The following is a 17,457-nucleotide window of genomic DNA, read 5'->3' as shown; positions in this document are numbered from 1 at the left end:
AATGACCAAAAAACTCGCCGCTTTGACTCTTTCGACCGCGCTTATCGCGCTTGCCGCGCCTGCCTTCGCCCAGTCCCAGGGGGATTGGACCGTGGGCGTCGGTGTTGGCTATCTCGACCCGAAATCCGACAACGGAACGCTGGCCGGGCTGGACGCCGAAATCGACTCCGACACACGCCCGATCTTCACCGTCGAGTACTTTGTTCAGGACAACCTCGGGATCGAGCTTCTGGCATCGACCCCTTACACCCATGACATCACACTCGGTGGCAATATCGACGCAGGCAGCGTCGATCACCTGCCCCCGACCCTGTCGCTGAACTATCACTTCCCGACCACCAGCAAGTGGAAGCCCTATGTCGGCGCCGGGATCAACTACACCATCTTCTTCGACGAAGATTCGCCGCTGGGCGATCTGGAACTCGACAACTCGGTTGGTGTCGCGGTTCAGGCCGGGCTTGACTATATGGTCACCGATAACGGGTCCGTGCGCCTGAACGTGCGCTGGTTCGACATCGACTCGGACGTCGAACTGGATGGCGTCGATATCGGCGAAGCCGAAATCGATCCCTGGCTGATCGGCGTATCCTACGTCCATCGGTTCTGATCCTTTTCAGACAGCGCATGCCCCGCGGGTTCCTCAACCGCGGGGCGTTGTGTCAGAGCATCTCGTTCATCAGTTCGCGCCCGATCAACATTCTGCGAATCTCGCTGGTACCGGCCCCGATCTCCATCAACTTGGCATCCCGGAAAATTCGGCTGACCGCTGAATCCGACAGGAACCCGGCCCCGCCCATGGCCTGCACGGCCTGATGCGCCTGCGTCATCGCAGCCTCGGAGGCATAGAGGCAGCACGCCGCTGCATCCTGACGGGTCACATCGCCCCGGTCACAGGCTTTGGCGACCTCATAGACATAGGCCCGCGCCGAATTCATCGCCGTATACATATCCGCAATCTTGCCCTGCATCAGCTGGAACGCTCCAATCGGTTTACCGAACTGTTTGCGCTCGGCCAGATAGGGCATGATTTCATCCAGACAGGCCGCCATGATTCCGGTTCCGATCCCGGCCAGAACCACGCGTTCATAATCCAGACCGGACATCAGAACAGCAACGCCTTTGCCCTCTTCCCCCAGAACGTTCTCGAACGGAACCTCGACGTCTTCGAAAATCAGCTCGGCCGTGTTCGAGCCGCGCATCCCCAGCTTGTCGAAATGAGGCGAGGTCGAAAACCCCGTCATCTCTTTCTCGATCAGAAAGGCGGTGATGCCGCGTGACCCGGCCTCGGGGTCTGTCTTGGCGTAAACCACCAGCGTGTCCGCGTCCGGCCCGTTGGTGATCCAGTATTTGCTGCCGTTCAGCCGGTAATGATCGTTCCGCTTTTCCGCCCGCAGCTTCATCGACACAACGTCAGACCCGGCAGATGCTTCGGACATCGCCAGCGCGCCCACATGCTCGCCCGAGACCAGTCGGGGCAGGTATTTCGCTTTCTGTTCGGCCGTCCCGTTCAACTTGATCTGATTGACACAAAGGTTCGAATGCGCGCCATAAGACAATGAAACCGAGGCCGAAGCGCGGGCTACTTCCTCGACCGCGACCGTGTGGGCCAGATAGGTCATCGCCGCGCCGCCAAACTCTTCCGGCACGGTAATCCCCAGTAACCCCAAATCACCCATTTCCCTCCACAGCTCGTTCGGAAACGCGTTCGAGGCATCGACATCGGCAGCCATCGGCTTGACCCGCTCTTGCGCCCAGCGGTGCACCATCTCGCGCAGGGCATTCACGTCTTCACCCAGATCAAATTGCATGGTCGCCGTGAACATCCGCGATCTCCCTCTTCGCTTTAATGAACAGTTGTTCAATAAATATCAGCAAAACTCTCAGCGGTCAACGACGGCAATATGGAAACACCCTGCCGACCCGTCAGGGGTGGCAGGGTCCGGATATCGAGCGTGCGCTGAAAGCGCACTCCTTCGGATTACGATTGATAGACCGCGCCGACCTCGGACCGGATGATCCGCGCGATCAGGCGGCAATCATCCAGCGAAAAGGTCAAAGGCACCCGCATGTCCATGATCCCAGCCAGTATCCGGTCGCTTGTGGGCAAAGGCATGCTTTCGGCATAGCGCCAACTGTCATAGCGCGAGGTGAATCCCGTGGGTTCGGCCCCGCCGAACCATTTCAGTTCGACCCCGCGCGCGGCGCAACGGCGGATCACCTCGGCAATCCGCTGGGGCGACCAGTCCAGCAACAGGAACTGGATCGACGACCCTACAAAAGTCTCGCCTTCGGGCCGTTCGACGATTGTCAGGCCGGGCGTACCACGCAGATCGGATTCAATCGCGGCATAACGCTCATTCCACCGCTGCACCTGCCGGTCGAGATCGCGCAGCTGAGGCCGCAGGATCGCGGCGCGCAGATTGTCCATCCGGCCCGACACATTTGGCGTGGTGTATTTGATTCGCTCAAACACCTCCGGCCCCGGCGCGGCCAGATGTCGTTCATAAAGCATATAGGAGCCCGACAGCATCGTGGCCCTGGCCGCCAATTCCTCGTCATCAGTGATCAGCAAACCGCCCTCACCGGAATTGACATGCTTGTAGGTCTGGCACGAGTAACACCCGATGGCCCCCTGCCGTCCCGACAATTGCCCGCGCCATGCGGCCCCCATCGTATGGGCACAATCCTCGATCACCGTTACCCCGGCGGCATCACACATTCGGATCAGCCGGTCCATGTCACACAGATGTCCCCGCATGTGGCTCAGCATCAGCACCTGAGCCTGATCCAGCTTGGCCTCTAGATCATCCAGATCAATCGTCAGACCTTCGGTCACACCGACAAAAACCGGCTTGGCACCAACTGATGCGATCGATCCGGGCACCGGTGCCAACGTGAACGCATTGGTCAGAACCGGATCGCCTGGCTGCACGCCCACCGCGCGCAATGCGGTTGCCAGTGCATACCCTCCGGACGACACCGCAAGACAGTATTTCGCCCCCATCTGGGCGGCAAATTCCTGTTCCAGCAGCGCGGTTTCCCCCAACTCGCCGGGGACCACATTGTAGCGATGCAACCGCCCATGGCGCAGGACGGCCAAAGCCGCCTCGATGGCCTCGTCCGGGATGGGCTCCTGCTGGGTGAAACTGCCAGTAAATGTCTCGTTCATGAATCCGTTCTGAGGCCGCAAACGCCTTCGGTCAAGGGACTAAGCCGCCACACCAATCAGACCGGCCACGACATCGGGCAGATCATCGAACCGATGCAGCAGCGCCTCGGGCTCCAGCGCGGCCATGTCATCGCCCGACGGCCCGAAGGTGACCAGAACCGAGGGCACACCTGCAGCGCGGGCAGTATTGCGGTCGGTGTCGGAATCACCGATCAGCACACACATATCGGGATGCCCACCCGCCCGGCGCGCCGCTTCGCGCAAGGGTTCGGGGTCAGGTTTGCGCACCGGCAATGTATCGGCTCCGACCAATGAGGCGAAACGATCCCGGACCCCCATCTGCGTCAGCAACTGATCTGCCAGAGCCTCGGGCTTGTTCGTGCAAATCCCGACGCCATAGCCTGCCGATTTCAATGCTTCGACCGCTTCAAGCGCGCCGGGGTAGAAGTGTGTATGCGTGTCGATGGCCTGCGCATAAGCCTCAAGCAACATCGGATAGTAGGACAGGATCGTGTCCTCGTCATAACGTCCGACGCGATTCAACCCATGGCTCAGCATCATCCGCCCGCCGCGCAAGGCGACCGCCGCATCCTGACCGTGGACCAGCACATCGCCATGCCCCATATGGCGGAAACAGTGGTTTGCCGCCTCCAGCAGATCGCCCGATGTGTCCGCCAAAGTTCCGTCCAGATCGAAGATGACCGTGCGCATAACCCCTCCTGCCTCGGCGGCTTCCCGCCATGAGATGTTGCAAACGGCAATCTAGTTTGATGGCTGAACCGCTTGCGCCTTTGCCCCCAGCGGATAAAACGGACCGCAACAAAACACAAAGAGAAAACGATTTCATGACCATTGCCCTTGTCATCCTCGCCGCCGGAAAAGGCACCAGGATGAATTCGGATATTCCCAAAGTCCTGCATCCCATCGCCCAGACGCCATTGCTGGTGCATGCCATGCGCGCCGGATCAACCCTGTCCCCCGAACGGACTGTAATCGTCACGGGCCACGGTGCCGAGATGGTCGCCAAAGCAGTCAAGGCCGAGGACGAAGCCGCCATAGTCGTGACGCAGGAAGAGCAGTTGGGAACGGCCCACGCAGTCAATCAGGCGCGCGACGCACTGGACGGGTTTGAAGGCGATGTGATTGTCCTGTTCGGCGACACGCCGTTTATTCAACCCGCCACGTTGCAGCGCATGATCGATGCACGGCAGTCCCATGATCTCGTCATGCTGGGATTTGACATCGCCGAGGTTCAGCCGCGCTATGGGCGGCTGATCATGGACGGCGACCGGCTGGTGGAAATCGTCGAATACAAAGATGCAACCGAAGAACAACGCACCATTCGCTTTACCAACAGCGGATTGCTGGCCTGCGACGCCAAACTGCTGTTCGATCTGATCGATCAGGTCAGCAATGAAAACGCATCTGGCGAGTACTATCTTACTGAAATCGTTGGTCTCGCCAACGCACGGGGCCTGTCGGCCACCGCGATCAAGTGCGCCGAGGCCGAAACGCTGGGCGTGGATTCCCGCGCCGATCTGGCCGCTGCGGATGCCGAGTTTCAGACGCGCGCCCGGGCCGAGTTGCTTGCGTTGGGTGTGACCCTGATGGCCCCCGACACGGTCTACCTGTCTGCCGACACGGTCATTGGCCGCGACACGGTGATTGAACCCAATGTGGTGTTCGGCCCCGGCGTCACTGTAGAAAGCGGCGCGACGATCCGCGCGTTTTCGCATCTGGAAGGCTGTCATGTCAGCCGGGGATCCGTCGTGGGACCCTATGCCCGTCTGCGCCCAGGCGCGGAACTGGCCGAAAACGCCAAAATCGGCAATTTCGTCGAGGTCAAGAATGCCGAAATCGCCGAAGGTGCCAAGGTCAATCACCTGAGCTATATCGGGGACGCGTCTGTGGGGGCGGCGTCCAACATTGGCGCGGGCACGATCACCTGCAACTATGACGGCGTGATGAAGCATCGCACTACTATTGGTGAGAATGTCTTTGTCGGTTCAAACACCATGCTGGTGGCCCCCGTGACCTTGGGCGACGGAGCGATGACAGCGACCGGAACCGTGGTGACCCGCGATGTCGAACCCGACGCGCTGGCGCTGGCGCGGGCCAAACAGGAAAACAAACTTGGCTACGCGCGTAAATTGTTCAAAGTTTTGAAGGCGAAAAAGGCTCGCCGCGAAAAAGGAGCCTAAGGCATGTGTGGAATTGTAGGTGTTCTGGGTGAACATGAAGCCGCGCCCATTCTGGTCGAGGCACTGAAACGGCTGGAATATCGCGGCTATGACAGTGCCGGGATTGCAACGGTCAATGACGGCACGTTGGGACGTCGCCGGGCTGTGGGCAAGTTGGTCAATCTCAGCGATTTGCTGGTGCATGATCCGCTGCCTGGCAAATCCGGTATCGGGCACACCCGCTGGGCCACGCACGGAGCGCCCTCGGTCACCAATGCGCATCCGCACAAGGCAGGCCCCGTGGCCGTGGTGCATAACGGCATCGTCGAGAATTACCGCGAACTGCGCGCGGAACTGGCGGAACACGGGATTGGTTTTCAAACCGAAACCGACACTGAAACCGTGGCTCTGATGGCCGAGCGTTTCCTGAGTACCGGCCTGTCCCCGGTTGAGGCTGCATTCAAAACCATCGATCGACTGGATGGTGCCTTTGCGCTGGCGTTTCTGTTTGACGGTCAGGACGATCTGATCGTGGCCGCGCGCAAGGGCTCTCCGCTGGCAATTGGCCACGGCGATGGCGAGATGTTCGTCGGCTCGGACGCCATCGCTCTGGCTCCGCTGACGGATCGGATTACCTATCTTGAGGAAGGCGACCGTGCAGTGCTGACCCGGACCTCGCTGGAGATCCGCAACGAAGCCGGAGAGCTGGCCAACCGGGAAACGCGCCAGATCAAGCTGGATCAGGCCCGCGCAGACAAGGGCGGGCACAAGCATTACATGGCCAAGGAAATCGCTGAACAACCCGTCGTGGTGGCCGAGGCGATCCGGTCCTATCTGCCCACCGGTGGCGATCAGGTGGTTCTTCCGGGGGCCGAACTGGATTTCTCGAAACTGGACCGTCTGACAATGGTGGCTTGCGGCACGGCCTTCTATGCTTGCCTGACGGCGAAATACTGGTTCGAGCAGTTGGCCAAGATGCCCGTCGAAGTCGATATCGCCAGCGAATTCCGCTATCGCGAACCCCCGATCACCGACCGAACGCTTGCTTTGTTTGTCAGCCAGTCGGGCGAAACCGCCGACACCCTGGCCGCGCTGCGCTATTGCGAAGGGAAGGCGGACAAGATCGTTTCGGTCGTCAACGTCCCCGAAAGCTCGATCGCGCGTGAAAGTGACATTGCCCTGCCAATCCATGCGGGTGTTGAGATTGGCGTGGCCTCGACCAAGGCCTTTACCTGCCAGCTTAGCGTTCTGTTGATGCTGGCGCTGAAAGCCGCCGCAGATCGTGGCACGTTGAGCGCCGAGGAAATCGCCGATCACGCCGCAGCGCTGCGCGGTTTGCCGACCGTACTGAACACGGCGCTGGATCAGAACCGGGCGATCAAAAAGGCCGCACAACGCCTGTCCGAGGCGCGCGATGTTCTGTTCCTGGGACGTGGCCTGATGTATCCGCTTGCTATGGAGGGCGCGCTGAAACTGAAGGAAATCAGCTACATCCATGCTGAAGGTTATGCATCAGGTGAACTCAAACACGGCCCCATTGCGCTGATCGACAAGCATATGCCGGTTGTCGTCATGGCCCCGCGGGATACGGTTTTCGACAAGACAGTTTCGAACATGCAAGAGGTCATGGCGCGAAAGGGTAAGGTCATTCTTATCTCGGACGATGATGGCATCGCCGACGCCGAGGACGGTGTCTGGACCACGATCCGAATGCCGCATATCCACACCAGCCTTGCGCCGATCCTCTATTCTGTTCCGGCGCAGTTGCTGGCCTATCACACGGCGGTCGCCAAAGGGACCGATGTGGATCAGCCGCGCAATCTGGCGAAATCCGTGACCGTCGAGTAATCGGCGATGCAGGCCTATCTGGATCAGATCAAGGCGCATGCCGATCCCGAACGGGCGGCACAGGTAGCGGCCTATCACAAGATCGACCGCCCCTATCTGGGTGTACCAAATCCGGTGCTGAATGATCTGACAAAGACCTGGCGCCAACAACTTGATGCGGACGACCGCGTGGCCCTGGCGGATGCCTTGTGGCGGACAAACATCCACGAAGCACGCGTCGCTGCCGCCAAATTGCTGACACAGGCGCGTATCCGACCGGATGACGTGGTCTGGGAGCTGCTCCTAGGCTGGGTCCCGGATTTCGACGCATGGGCCATCGCCGATCACGCCTGCATGGCCCTGCAAAAACGGCTGACCGCGGATCCCTCTCGACTGGATCAGGTCGAAAGCTGGACAGGTTCAGATCATATGTGGACCCGTCGCGCGGCTCTGGTTGCCACCTTGCCATGGACAAAGCAGAACCATCCCAAGCCCGAAGATCTGGCCTGCCGAGACCGGATCCTGGGATGGGCCGCTGGATATGTTCCAGATCGTCAATGGTTCATCCAGAAAGCCATAGCGTGGTGGCTGCGCGAATTGTCGAAACACGATCCTGAACGCGTGCGTGGCTTTTTGGATCAGCACGGCGCCGCCATGAAACCCTTTGCCCGCAAAGAAGCCGGTAAATACCTACGCGCCTAGTTCGAGTAAACGTCAAGTTCGACCAGTTCGTCCAACGGCACCAACAATGCCCGCATCGCCTCAAGCGACAACTGACTGCCTCCGCCTTCTGGGCCAGCGATCGGCACCAGCGTGATGAACGCCTGCGCGCCCGTGCGCGGAACCACGACCCGGCCGGTGGTTTCGACCTCGACCAGTGGGGTCCGTAGCCAACGCCCCGGCGTGGTGGGATCACCCAAACTGGCAATGGTGCGTTTCGCGCCACTCCAGCTGGCGACAGCGACCGCAGGCTCGGGCGCAATCGGCGCGGTCTCGGTGACCTCTGGGGTTTGCTGCGGCGGCGCGTCAATTCCGCCGAACACCCGATCCGTGGTCGAACGTATGGCATCGCAGCCAACCAGAGCGAAACAAAGAAGAAGCCACGTGGTTTTCATAAGGTGAAGCTATCTGCCTGCGCCCATCTGTACCAGCGCTATCTGCGGTTCCCCCTTGCCGCTGCCCGACCTGCGCTTTACCTATGTCGCATGACTGCTCCACTGATCGACCCGTTTGCCCGCGCCATCACCTATCTCCGCGTCTCCGTCACGGACCGCTGTGATTTCCGCTGCGTCTATTGCATGTCCGAGGACATGAAGTTCCTGCCCAAGAAGGACTTGCTGACGCTGGAAGAGCTGGACCGTATGTGCACTACCTTCGTGAACATGGGTGTCGAAAAGCTGCGCATCACTGGCGGAGAACCTTTGGTGCGCCGAAACATCATGTCCTTCTTCCACAACATGACGCGGCATCTGGACAGCGGCGCGTTGAAAGAGCTGACACTGACCACCAATGGCTCGCAACTGCACCGTTTCGCAGATGATCTTTATGCGGCGGGCGTGCGCCGGGTGAACGTCTCGCTGGACACGCTGGACGAAGACAAGTTTTCCAAGGTCACGCGCTGGGGCCGCCTGAAACAAGTGCTGAACGGCATCGACGCGGCGCAAAAAGCAGGGCTGCGGATCAAGATCAATGCCGTGGCGCTGAAGGGCTTCAACGAACCCGAGCTGCCACAGATCACCGAATGGTGCGCCGAACGCGACATGGACCTGACCTGGATCGAGGTCATGCCCATGGGCGATATCGGCAACGAGGACCGCCTGGATCAGTACTGGTCCCTGAGAGACGTGCGCAAGGCATACGAAAACCACTATACAGTGACCGATCTGGCAGAACGCACTGGCGGCCCGGCCCGCTATGTCCGACTGGAAGAAACCGGACAAAAGATCGGCTTCATCACCCCGCTGTCCCATAATTTCTGCGAAAGCTGCAACCGCGTGCGCCTGACCTGCACCGGAGAGCTGTATATGTGCCTCGGCCAGGAAGACATGGCCGACCTGCGCGGTGCCCTGCGCGACCACCCCGAGACCGAAGAACCGCTGGAACAGGCGATCCGCGCGGCCATAAACCTCAAGCCCAAGGGCCATGATTTCGACTATTCCCGGCAGGCGGTCGACGGTCAGATGAGCCGCCACATGAGCCATACCGGCGGCTGAGTTGTCCCGGCCCGGCGGACAACCGACGCTGCTGTACAAGCTGTACTGCGGCCTGACAAACCTTGTGATCCCGTTGGTCTGGCGAAAAGTACGCGCCAAATTACAGGCGGCCGAGGTGCCCTCACATCGTCAACAAGAACGACTGGGCCATGCCAGCACGCCCCGCCCCACCACACGCCTGATCTGGTTCCACGCCGCCAGCGTCGGCGAAAGCCTGTCCGTCCTCAGCCTGATCAAGCGATTGGGCGAACGCCTGCCCGATGCCGAGTTCCTGATCACCTCGGGCACCCCAACGTCCGCCGAGTTGATCGCCAAACGCATGCCCCCGCGCACGCGCCACCAGTACCCGCCGCTCGACAGCGGCGGACCGGTGCGTCGGTTTCTGGATCACTGGCAGCCGGATGCGGCCATCTTCGTCGAAAGCGAAATCTGGCCCCGTCTCATCGTCGAGACCTCAAAACGCGGAACACCGCTGGCCCTGCTCAACGCGCGCCTATCCGAAAAATCTGTCGCGGGTTGGACGAAGCGTCGCAAGACTTCCCGGTTCCTCCTGAACCATTTCTCCCTGTTCCTGACCCAGAACAAGAAAACCGCCAGCAACCTGATCGCTATGGGTGCCGCTCCTGAGAAGGTACAACCGGGCACCAACCTCAAAGCCCTGTCCGACCCACTACCTGTGGACACAAAAACACTGTCTCAGATCAAGCAGCAGATCGGCGATCGCCCGGTCTGGATCGCCAGCTCTACCCATCAGGGTGAGGAAGAAACCATTCTCACCGCGCATAAAGCCCTGCTCGACCGCTGGCCCGATCTGTTGCTTCTGCTGATCCCGCGCCACCCCGAGCGCCGCACCGAAATCGGTGATCTGATCCACGCCCAGGGCCTTACACATGCCCAGCGCAGCGTCGACCAGCCCATCACCGGCCATACTCAGATCTACATGGCCGACACGCTGGGCGAGTTGGGTACCTGGTACACCCTTTGCCCAATCGTCTTCCTCGGCGGTTCTCTCAAAGAGATCGGAGGCCACAACCCCTTCGAACCCGCGCAAGCCGGGGCCGCGGTCCTGACCGGCCCGGGCACCTTCAACTTCGCGGAAACCTTCGCCCCGCTGATAGAAACTGGCGGTGCCATCGAGGTCCAAACCGCGCCCGATCTGACCAAGGCCGTCGACCGCTGGCTCTCGGACATCAACGCACTGACCAAAGCCCGCGCCGCCGCCCAGTCCTGCGTCAACAGCCAGGCCACCGCGCTGGACATGGTCATCGAAACCCTGTGCACCACGCTCGACTTGCGTGCACCGGATCCCTCTTCATCTGGCTAAAAATATCCCGGGGGTGTGGGGGCAGAGCCCCCACCCTTTCCGTCAGGCTGCCGGCATCCGCTGCTCAACGATCTCGGCCCACCAGCTGCACCCGGCCGGAATCGCGTCATCGTTAAAATTGTACTCCGGATGGTGCACGGCGGCCGTATCGCCGTTGCCCACCAGAATATAAGCCCCCGGACGTTCCTCCAGCATAAAGGCGAAATCCTCGCCCCCCATGACCAGCGGTGCGTCATCGCAAGCCCCCGATACCGACCGCGCCACGTCTGCGGCAAATTCGGTCTGCGCGTCGCTGTTCACCATCACCGGATAGCCCCGGATATACGTCACGTCCGCAGTTCCACCAAAGGTCGCCGCCACGCCGGCGCAAATCTCTTTGATCCGGGTTTCGGCCAGATCGCGCATCTCTTTGGTCATGGTGCGCACGGTGCCCTTGATCTGCACCGTCTGCGGGATCACGTTGAACGCCTTCGAAGATGTCTCGAACGACGTCACCGACACCACCACCTGATCAATCGGGTCGGCATTGCGCGAGGCGATCGTTTGCAGCGCCAACACGGCCTGCGCCGTCATCACGGTTGTGTCCACCGTCTCCTGCGGCTTTGCGGCATGGCCACCGCGACCTTCGAAAGTGATGTCGAACTGGTCGGTCGCCGCAAAGAACGAGCCCGGACGGATCGCAAAACTGCCCACCGGACGCCCCGGCCAGTTGTGCATGCCGTAGACTTCCTGAATGTTCCAGCGATCCATCATACCGTCTTCGCACATCTCACGACCGCCGCCGCCACCTTCTTCGGCGGGCTGGAAGATCACCACCACGGTGCCATCAAAGTTCCGAGTCTCCGACAGGTATTTCGCCGCCCCCAGCAGCATCGCCGTATGCCCGTCATGCCCACAGGCATGCATCGCCCCGTCGGTTTTCGACGCATAGTCCAGCCCCGTCGCCTCATGGATCGGCAGAGCATCCATGTCGGCACGCAGACCGATGACTTTACCGCCGGTATCAGCCTTGCCCTTGATCACACCAACAACCCCGGTGCGCCCGATCCCGGTGACGACCTCGTCACAGCCGAACTCTTTCAACTTGTCCGCGACCAAGGCGCTGGTGCGATGGGTTTCAAACAGAATTTCAGGATTTTCATGAATATCCCGCCGCCATGCGGTGATTTCGTCCTGCAACTCGGCAAAGCGGTTTTTGACTGGCATCTCTTCTCTCTCCTATCTCAAGCCGCCGGCATCCGGCGCTCGACCATTTCGGCAAACCAAGAGCATCCCATCGGGATGATCTCATCATTGAAATTGTATTCGGGGTGGTGCAGCCCGGCACTGTCGCCATTGCCCAGAACGATAAAGGCACCGGGGCGCTCTTCCAGCATGAACGAGAAATCCTCGCCCCCCATCACCATGGGCGCCTCATCACAGCTGCCGCCAACAGAAATGGCGGCCTCGGCGGCATAGCCGGTCTGTTCCTCGGCGTTGATCGTCACCGGCACACCGCGCGTATAGGTCACTTTGGCGGTGCCACCGAATGCCTCGGCAATACCCTGCACGACTTCGCTCAGCCGCGTCTCGATCTGGTCGCGCACCTCTGCGGAATGGGTGCGGACAGTTCCGCGCACCCGCGCCGATTGTGGGATCACGTTGAACGCCTTGGACGACGTCTCGACCGAGGTCACAGACAGAACCGCCTGCAGGATCGGATCCGTATTGCGCGACACGATGGTCTGAAGCGCGACAATCAGTTGCGACAGCATCACTGTGGTATCAATGGTTTCCTGCGGCTTGGCCGCATGACCGCCCTTGCCTTCCAGATGAATGTCGAACTCATCCGCAGCCGCCAACAACGGACCCGAACGAATGGCAAATTGCCCGGTGGGGACACCCGGCACATTGTGCATGGCATAGACTTCCTGAATGCCAAAGCGGTCCATCAGCCCGTCCTTGCACATCGCCTCGGCCCCGTTTCCGCCCTCTTCTGCCGGTTGGAAGATCACGATAGCCGTACCGTCAAAGTTCCGCGTCTCCGACAGGTATTTCGCCGCCCCCAGCACCATCGCCGTGTGCCCGTCATGGCCGCACGCATGCATCGCGCCCTGGGTCTTCGAGGCATAGTCCAGACCTGTCTGCTCCTGCATCGGCAGTGCGTCCATGTCAGCGCGCAACCCGATCACGCGACCCTGCGTATCGGTCTTGCCCCTGATCACCCCCACAACGCCCGTGCGGCCAATTCCGGTTACCACCTCATCGCAGCCGAACGCTTTCAGCTTATCGGCGACCAAGGCGCTGGTGCGGTGGGTGTCATAGAGGATTTCAGGGTGTTGATGGATATCCCGCCGCCAACCGGTGATCTCTTCGTGCATTTCGGCAAGCCGGTTCTTGATTGGCATCTGGTCCTTCCCAAATCAGGCGACGGGCAATCGTCGTTCCACCAGCTCAGCAAACCAGCTGCATCCGGCAGGAATGGCGTCGTCGTCGAAGTTGTATTCCGGGTGATGGCACATGGCTGTGTCCCCGTTTCCGATAAAGATGTAGGCTCCGGGCCGTTCTTCAAGCATGTAGGCGAAATCTTCGGACGGCATGATCGGGTCGGGGCTGTTATTGACCTTGCCCGCCACGGCTTGCGCGGCCTCGGCGGCATAGATCGTTTCGTCGTCCGAGTTCACGGTCACCGGATAGCCCGGTTTCCACGTCATCGTGGCCGAGGCACCAAATGCCGAGGCGGTATCTTCCGCGATCCGACGTACACGCTCTTCCGCGATTGCGCGGTATTCGGGGTCCAGCGTCCGCACTGTGCCCTGCAGACGGGCTGTATGCGCGATCACGTTCGACGCAACACTGTCCGTCTCAAACGTCCCCACCGTCAGAACCACGCGTTTGATCGGGTCAACGGTGCGCGATACAACCGATTGCAAAGCCACGACAATATGGGACGCGACCAGAGTCGTGTCGATTGCATCATGCGGGGCCGCAGCATGACCGCCCTTGCCGGTGACAACGATTTCAAACTCATCGGACGAGGCCAGGAATGCGCCGGGCCGGATCGCGAACTCACCCACCGGATAACCCGGCATATTGTGCATGCCATAGACTTCCTGGATGCCCCAACGATCCATCAAACCATCGCGGCACATGGCCAGACCACCCGCCCCGCCTTCTTCGGCGGGCTGGAAGATCAGCACGACGGAGCCGTCAAAGTTTCGTGTCTCGGCCAGATATTGCGCCGCACCCAGCAGCATTGAGGTATGCCCGTCATGCCCGCAGGCATGCATCTTGCCCGAAACGGTTGAGGCATAGTCCAGCCCCGTCGCTTCTTCGATCGGCAGCGCATCCATATCCGCCCGCAGCCCGATCACCCGGCCCTGCGTGTCCTGTCGCCCCTTGATCACCGCCACAACGCCTGTCTTACCGATCCCAGGCGTGATCTCATCGACGCCGAACTCTTTCAGGCGGTCGACAACAAACCCCGCGGTTTTTTCTACATCGTACATCAGCTCGGGATGCATGTGCAGATGGCGACGCCACTTGGTGATCTCGCCATGCATTTCGGCGAGCCGGTTTTTGACGGGCATCTTATCCCCCTCTGAGGTGTTATTCGCAGAGCCGTTCTACCAGACGTTCCATGAATTTCTGGCCTGCGTTGAATTGAGAAACCGTAATGAATTCATTCGGCTGATGCGCCTGTGCAATATCACCGGGGCCGCAGATCACGGCGGAATAGCCAGCCTCCTGAAATTGCCCCGCCTCGGTGCCATAGCTGACCACATGACTGGCATTGTCACCGGTCAGCGAGCGCACCAGCATCTCGGCCTCGCCATCCTGTTCAGGCACAAGACCGGGGATCGAGAAATGTTCGGACAGCTCAATCCGCGCGTCCGGGTGGACCGCCTGCATCCGCGCCTCGACCTCGCGCACCTTGTCAAAATAGGCCTTTTGCCAGACCGCCTTGTCCTCATCCGGGACCGTGCGGAAATCCATCATGAAGTGGCAGTCCTTGGCGGTGATGTTATGCGCGGTGCCGCCTTCGATCATGCCCACATGACAGGTTGTCCAGGGCGGATCGAACACCGCAGCGATGTCCGAAGGCTGCGCCGCCATATTCTGAGCGTTGCGTTGGTTGGCCCAGTCGATCAGCGGCGCGGCTTCCATGATCGCGTTGACGCCGGTGTGCATGATCGAGCTGTGGACCTCGAACCCAACCATATGCGTGTCGAAACCGAACCCGCCCTTGTGGCCGGTCACGGCCTGCATCACCGACGGCTCACCCACGATCACCGCCGAGCCTTTGGGCAGAACGTCCCGCATCGCTTCGATCATGGGCGGGGCACCGGTGCAGCCGACTTCTTCATCAAAGCTCAGGGCCAGTTGCAGGGGGCGTTTGATATCGGCGTGCTGCGCCTCGACCAGTGCCCAGATGGCCAAAGCGTCAAAGCCTTTCATATCGCAGGTGCCGCGCCCGAAATACTTGCCGTCTTTTTCGGTGACGATGAACGGATCGGTGTCCCAGGGCTGACCATCGACCGGCACCACATCCGTGTGGCCGGACAGGACAATCGCGCCCTCTTCCCACGGGCCGACATGCGCGAAAACGGCTGCCTTGTGCGGCTGATCCGGGTCCGGCCAGCGATGCGGCTCGATCCCGTGGCTGCGCAGATACTCTTCGACCCAATCAACCAATGGCAGATTGGTTTCGCGGCTGACCGTCGGGAAAGAGATCAGCTTGGTCATGATCTCAAGCGGGCTCAGGCGTTGGGGCATTTGGATCAGTATCCGCTGTCGGTCGTCAGAACGAAGTGACCCGGTTCAACCTCGTTATATTGCGAGGGTTCGGGGGCGTAACCAATTGGATGAATTGGCGACGGGATCGGCTTGAAGTTCAAGTCTTTTTCCGATTTTCGTTTGTTCGGATCGGCAATCGGCACCGCCTTCATCAGTGCCTGCGTGTAGGGGTGCTGAGGATTCTCGAACACTCGCGCGCGCGGTCCCAGCTCGACAATCCGGCCCAGATACATCACGCCTACATGGTGGCTGACTCGTTCGACCACAGCCATATCGTGGCTGATGAACAGATAGCTGAGGTTCAGTTCCGATTGCAGCTCCATCATCAGGTTCAGCACCTGCGCCTGCACCGACACGTCCAGCGCCGAGACCGCCTCATCCGCCACAATCAGCTTGGGGTTCAGGGCAAGCGCACGGGCGATGGCGATTCGCTGACGCTGACCGCCCGACATCTCATGCGGGAAGCGGCGCATGAAGCTGCGCGGCAGTTGCACCTTGTCGAACAACTGTGCCACCCGGTCCTGCAATTCCGACCCCGAGGCGACGCCATAGTTGCGCATCGGTTCCGCCACCTGATCGACCAGTTGCATCTGTGGGTTCAGCGAGGCGAACGGGTCCTGAAAGATCATCTGCATGTCCAGCCGCGCCTTGCGCAGGCCCGCCGGATCCAGCTTCATGATATCGACGCCGTCCAGATCGACCTCACCCTTCATCGGTTCAACCAGACGCAGGATCGAACGCCCGGCCGAAGACTTGCCGCAGCCCGACTCGCCCACAAGGCTGAGGGTCTGACCGCGGTTGATGGTGAACGACACATCCTCGACCGCGTGCACGTTCGAAATGGTCCGCCGCAGCAATCCGCCTTTGACCGGAAAGCGCGTGGTCAGGTTCTTGACCGTCAGCAGCACATCATCCGTACCGGGAATCGGCGCAATGTTTTGACCTTCGACGCCCAGCAGCTTCATCGGCTCGGGCGCGGCCTTGCCCTGCATCTCACCCAGCTTAGGCACCGCCGCCAACAGCGCTTTGGTGTAATCATGCTGCGGGTTCTCGAAAATTTCGGTGACCGAGCCCTCTTCGACCTTGTTGCCCCGGAACATCACAACCACGCGGTCGGCCATCTGTGCCACCACGGCCATGTCATGGGTGATGAACATCACCGCCGTGCCGGTTTCGCGCTTGAGCCGGTCCATCAGGGCCAGAATCTCGGCCTGAATGGTCACATCCAGCGCAGTCGTGGGCTCGTCCGCGATCAGCAGGCGCGGCTCGCAAGCCATGGCCATCGCGATCACGACGCGCTGACGCATCCCGCCGGACAGCTCGTGCGGGTATTGCTTCAACCGCCGTTCGGGTTCAGGGATACGCACCTGACGCAACAGCTCCAGCGCGCGGTCCTCGGCCTGTGTCTTCGACATGTTCTTGTGAATGCGCAGCCCTTCGGTCAGCTGGCGACCAACGGTGAAGACCGGGTTCAGGGCTGTCATCGGCTCCTGAAAGATCATCCCGATCTCGTTGCCGCGAATCTGTTTCATCAGATCCTGATCGGCATCGGCGAGGTTCATCTCATCGCCGTCGCGCCGGTCAAACAGCAACTGACCGCCCGCAATCTCGCCGCCGCCGAATTCCACAAGGCGCATCAGAGACAGCGAGGATACCGACTTGCCGGACCCGGATTCGCCAACAATACATACGGTTTCGCCGGGGTTGACCTCGAACGAGACATCCTCGACGCCGACAACCGGACCGTCCTTGGTCTGAAACTCGACCCGCAGTTTTTTGATCTGGGCAATAGGCTGGTCCAGCACGCGCGCACTCCCGTCTGCGTCATTTTTGTTCTGAATGCCAAACGCTAAGGCCGCTGGCCGGGAAAAGTCAAACCCCATCGGAAATTCGTGACGGCAAGGCTTGCTTTTTTTTGAAGTTCTGTTTCGATACGCCTCGTAACCGTCTTGGGGAGAAGGTGAAATT

General features: G+C 60.4%; 15 protein-coding genes. 6 read left to right on the top strand and 9 right to left on the bottom strand.

The genetic code is table 11. The features are described 5' to 3' along the window. The first annotated feature begins 1 nt into the window (after position 1). Positions 2–607 carry an OmpW/AlkL family protein gene (locus ACR0K4_RS04555; protein WP_480516952.1) on the top strand — a complete coding sequence of 202 codons (606 nt, stop codon included), beginning with the start codon at positions 2–4 and terminating at the stop codon, positions 605–607. 52 nt (positions 608–659) lie between these two features. On the opposite strand, the gene ACR0K4_RS04550 is transcribed toward ACR0K4_RS04555, so the two are convergent. The 3 genes from ACR0K4_RS04550 to ACR0K4_RS04540 form a co-directional block, all read right to left on the bottom strand. After that, positions 660–1,823, bottom strand: coding sequence for an isovaleryl-CoA dehydrogenase (locus ACR0K4_RS04550; RefSeq protein WP_480853015.1), 1,164 nt, complete (start codon positions 1,821–1,823; stop codon positions 660–662). 155 nt (positions 1,824–1,978) lie between these two features. Then, on the bottom strand, positions 1,979–3,169 hold the full coding sequence (locus ACR0K4_RS04545) for a DegT/DnrJ/EryC1/StrS family aminotransferase (protein WP_480853014.1): 1,191 nt from the start codon (positions 3,167–3,169) through the stop codon (positions 1,979–1,981). A 39-nt stretch (positions 3,170–3,208) separates the two neighbouring features. Then, positions 3,209–3,880: an HAD-IA family hydrolase gene (locus ACR0K4_RS04540; RefSeq protein WP_480853013.1), complete on the bottom strand. Its 672-nt coding sequence runs from the start codon at positions 3,878–3,880 to the stop codon at positions 3,209–3,211. Between the two features lie 134 nt (positions 3,881–4,014). Between ACR0K4_RS04540 and glmU the strand changes: the two genes are divergently transcribed. From glmU to ACR0K4_RS04525, 3 genes are read left to right on the top strand one after another with little or no spacing between them, the layout of a single operon-like run. Beyond that, complete coding sequence (glmU, locus tag ACR0K4_RS04535) at positions 4,015–5,370, top strand: bifunctional UDP-N-acetylglucosamine diphosphorylase/glucosamine-1-phosphate N-acetyltransferase GlmU (protein WP_480853012.1); 1,356 nt, start codon at positions 4,015–4,017, stop codon at positions 5,368–5,370. Positions 5,371–5,373: 3 nt separating this feature from the next. Continuing rightward, positions 5,374–7,197: a glutamine--fructose-6-phosphate transaminase (isomerizing) gene (glmS, locus tag ACR0K4_RS04530; protein ID WP_480516962.1), complete on the top strand. Its 1,824-nt coding sequence runs from the start codon at positions 5,374–5,376 to the stop codon at positions 7,195–7,197. 6 nt (positions 7,198–7,203) lie between these two features. Beyond that, the gene (locus ACR0K4_RS04525; RefSeq protein ID WP_480853011.1) at positions 7,204–7,878 is read left to right on the top strand and encodes a DNA alkylation repair protein; all 675 of its coding nucleotides are present in this window, start codon (positions 7,204–7,206) and stop codon (positions 7,876–7,878) included. On the opposite strand, the gene ACR0K4_RS04520 is transcribed toward ACR0K4_RS04525, so the two are convergent. Next, positions 7,875–8,291, bottom strand: a complete 417-nt coding sequence (locus tag ACR0K4_RS04520) for a hypothetical protein (RefSeq protein ID WP_480853010.1) — start codon at positions 8,289–8,291, stop codon at positions 7,875–7,877. The genes ACR0K4_RS04525 and ACR0K4_RS04520 overlap by 4 nt on opposite strands. Before the next feature lie 90 nt (positions 8,292–8,381). Between ACR0K4_RS04520 and moaA the strand changes: the two genes are divergently transcribed. Together moaA and ACR0K4_RS04510 are read left to right on the top strand one after the other, a co-directional pair. Continuing rightward, positions 8,382–9,389, top strand: coding sequence for a GTP 3',8-cyclase MoaA (gene moaA / locus ACR0K4_RS04515; protein ID WP_480853110.1), 1,008 nt, complete (start codon positions 8,382–8,384; stop codon positions 9,387–9,389). 1 nt (position 9,390) lies between these two features. Continuing rightward, on the top strand, positions 9,391–10,713 hold the full coding sequence (locus ACR0K4_RS04510; protein ID WP_480853009.1) for a 3-deoxy-D-manno-octulosonic acid transferase: 1,323 nt from the start codon (positions 9,391–9,393) through the stop codon (positions 10,711–10,713). 42 nt (positions 10,714–10,755) lie between these two features. On the opposite strand, the gene ACR0K4_RS04505 is transcribed toward ACR0K4_RS04510, so the two are convergent. From ACR0K4_RS04505 to ACR0K4_RS04485, 5 genes are read right to left on the bottom strand one after another with little or no spacing between them, the layout of a single operon-like run. Further along, positions 10,756–11,919: a M20 aminoacylase family protein gene (locus tag ACR0K4_RS04505; protein ID WP_480853008.1), complete on the bottom strand. Its 1,164-nt coding sequence runs from the start codon at positions 11,917–11,919 to the stop codon at positions 10,756–10,758. Between the two features lie 17 nt (positions 11,920–11,936). Next, a complete protein-coding gene (locus tag ACR0K4_RS04500; RefSeq protein WP_480853007.1) occupies positions 11,937–13,100 on the bottom strand; it encodes a M20 aminoacylase family protein in 1,164 nt (387 codons plus the stop codon). A 15-nt stretch (positions 13,101–13,115) separates the two neighbouring features. Then, positions 13,116–14,282 carry a M20 aminoacylase family protein gene (locus ACR0K4_RS04495; protein ID WP_480853006.1) on the bottom strand — a complete coding sequence of 389 codons (1,167 nt, stop codon included), beginning with the start codon at positions 14,280–14,282 and terminating at the stop codon, positions 13,116–13,118. Between the two features lie 19 nt (positions 14,283–14,301). Then, the gene (gene argE / locus ACR0K4_RS04490) at positions 14,302–15,468 is read right to left on the bottom strand and encodes an acetylornithine deacetylase (protein WP_480853004.1); all 1,167 of its coding nucleotides are present in this window, start codon (positions 15,466–15,468) and stop codon (positions 14,302–14,304) included. A 5-nt stretch (positions 15,469–15,473) separates the two neighbouring features. Further along, positions 15,474–17,294, bottom strand: coding sequence for an ABC transporter ATP-binding protein (locus ACR0K4_RS04485; RefSeq protein ID WP_480853003.1), 1,821 nt, complete (start codon positions 17,292–17,294; stop codon positions 15,474–15,476). Positions 17,295–17,457: the final 163 nt, after the last annotated feature.

This window comes from Ruegeria sp. K11, assembly GCF_056531905.1.
This window is presented reverse-complemented; position numbering and strand designations above follow the sequence as displayed.

Coding starts and splice junctions, on each gene's coding strand:
- ACR0K4_RS04555 (WP_480516952.1), top strand. CDS start 2: ATGACCAAAAAACTCGCCGCTTTGACTCTTTCGACCGCGCTTATCGCG.
- ACR0K4_RS04550 (WP_480853015.1), bottom strand. CDS start 1,823: ATGTTCACGGCGACCATGCAATTTGATCTGGGTGAAGACGTGAATGCC.
- ACR0K4_RS04545 (WP_480853014.1), bottom strand. CDS start 3,169: ATGAACGAGACATTTACTGGCAGTTTCACCCAGCAGGAGCCCATCCCG.
- ACR0K4_RS04540 (WP_480853013.1), bottom strand. CDS start 3,880: ATGCGCACGGTCATCTTCGATCTGGACGGAACTTTGGCGGACACATCG.
- glmU (WP_480853012.1), top strand. CDS start 4,015: ATGACCATTGCCCTTGTCATCCTCGCCGCCGGAAAAGGCACCAGGATG.
- glmS (WP_480516962.1), top strand. CDS start 5,374: ATGTGTGGAATTGTAGGTGTTCTGGGTGAACATGAAGCCGCGCCCATT.
- ACR0K4_RS04525 (WP_480853011.1), top strand. CDS start 7,204: ATGCAGGCCTATCTGGATCAGATCAAGGCGCATGCCGATCCCGAACGG.
- ACR0K4_RS04520 (WP_480853010.1), bottom strand. CDS start 8,291: ATGAAAACCACGTGGCTTCTTCTTTGTTTCGCTCTGGTTGGCTGCGAT.
- moaA (WP_480853110.1), top strand. CDS start 8,382: ATGACTGCTCCACTGATCGACCCGTTTGCCCGCGCCATCACCTATCTC.
- ACR0K4_RS04505 (WP_480853008.1), bottom strand. CDS start 11,919: ATGCCAGTCAAAAACCGCTTTGCCGAGTTGCAGGACGAAATCACCGCA.
- ACR0K4_RS04500 (WP_480853007.1), bottom strand. CDS start 13,100: ATGCCAATCAAGAACCGGCTTGCCGAAATGCACGAAGAGATCACCGGT.
- ACR0K4_RS04495 (WP_480853006.1), bottom strand. CDS start 14,282: ATGCCCGTCAAAAACCGGCTCGCCGAAATGCATGGCGAGATCACCAAG.
- argE (WP_480853004.1), bottom strand. CDS start 15,468: ATGCCCCAACGCCTGAGCCCGCTTGAGATCATGACCAAGCTGATCTCT.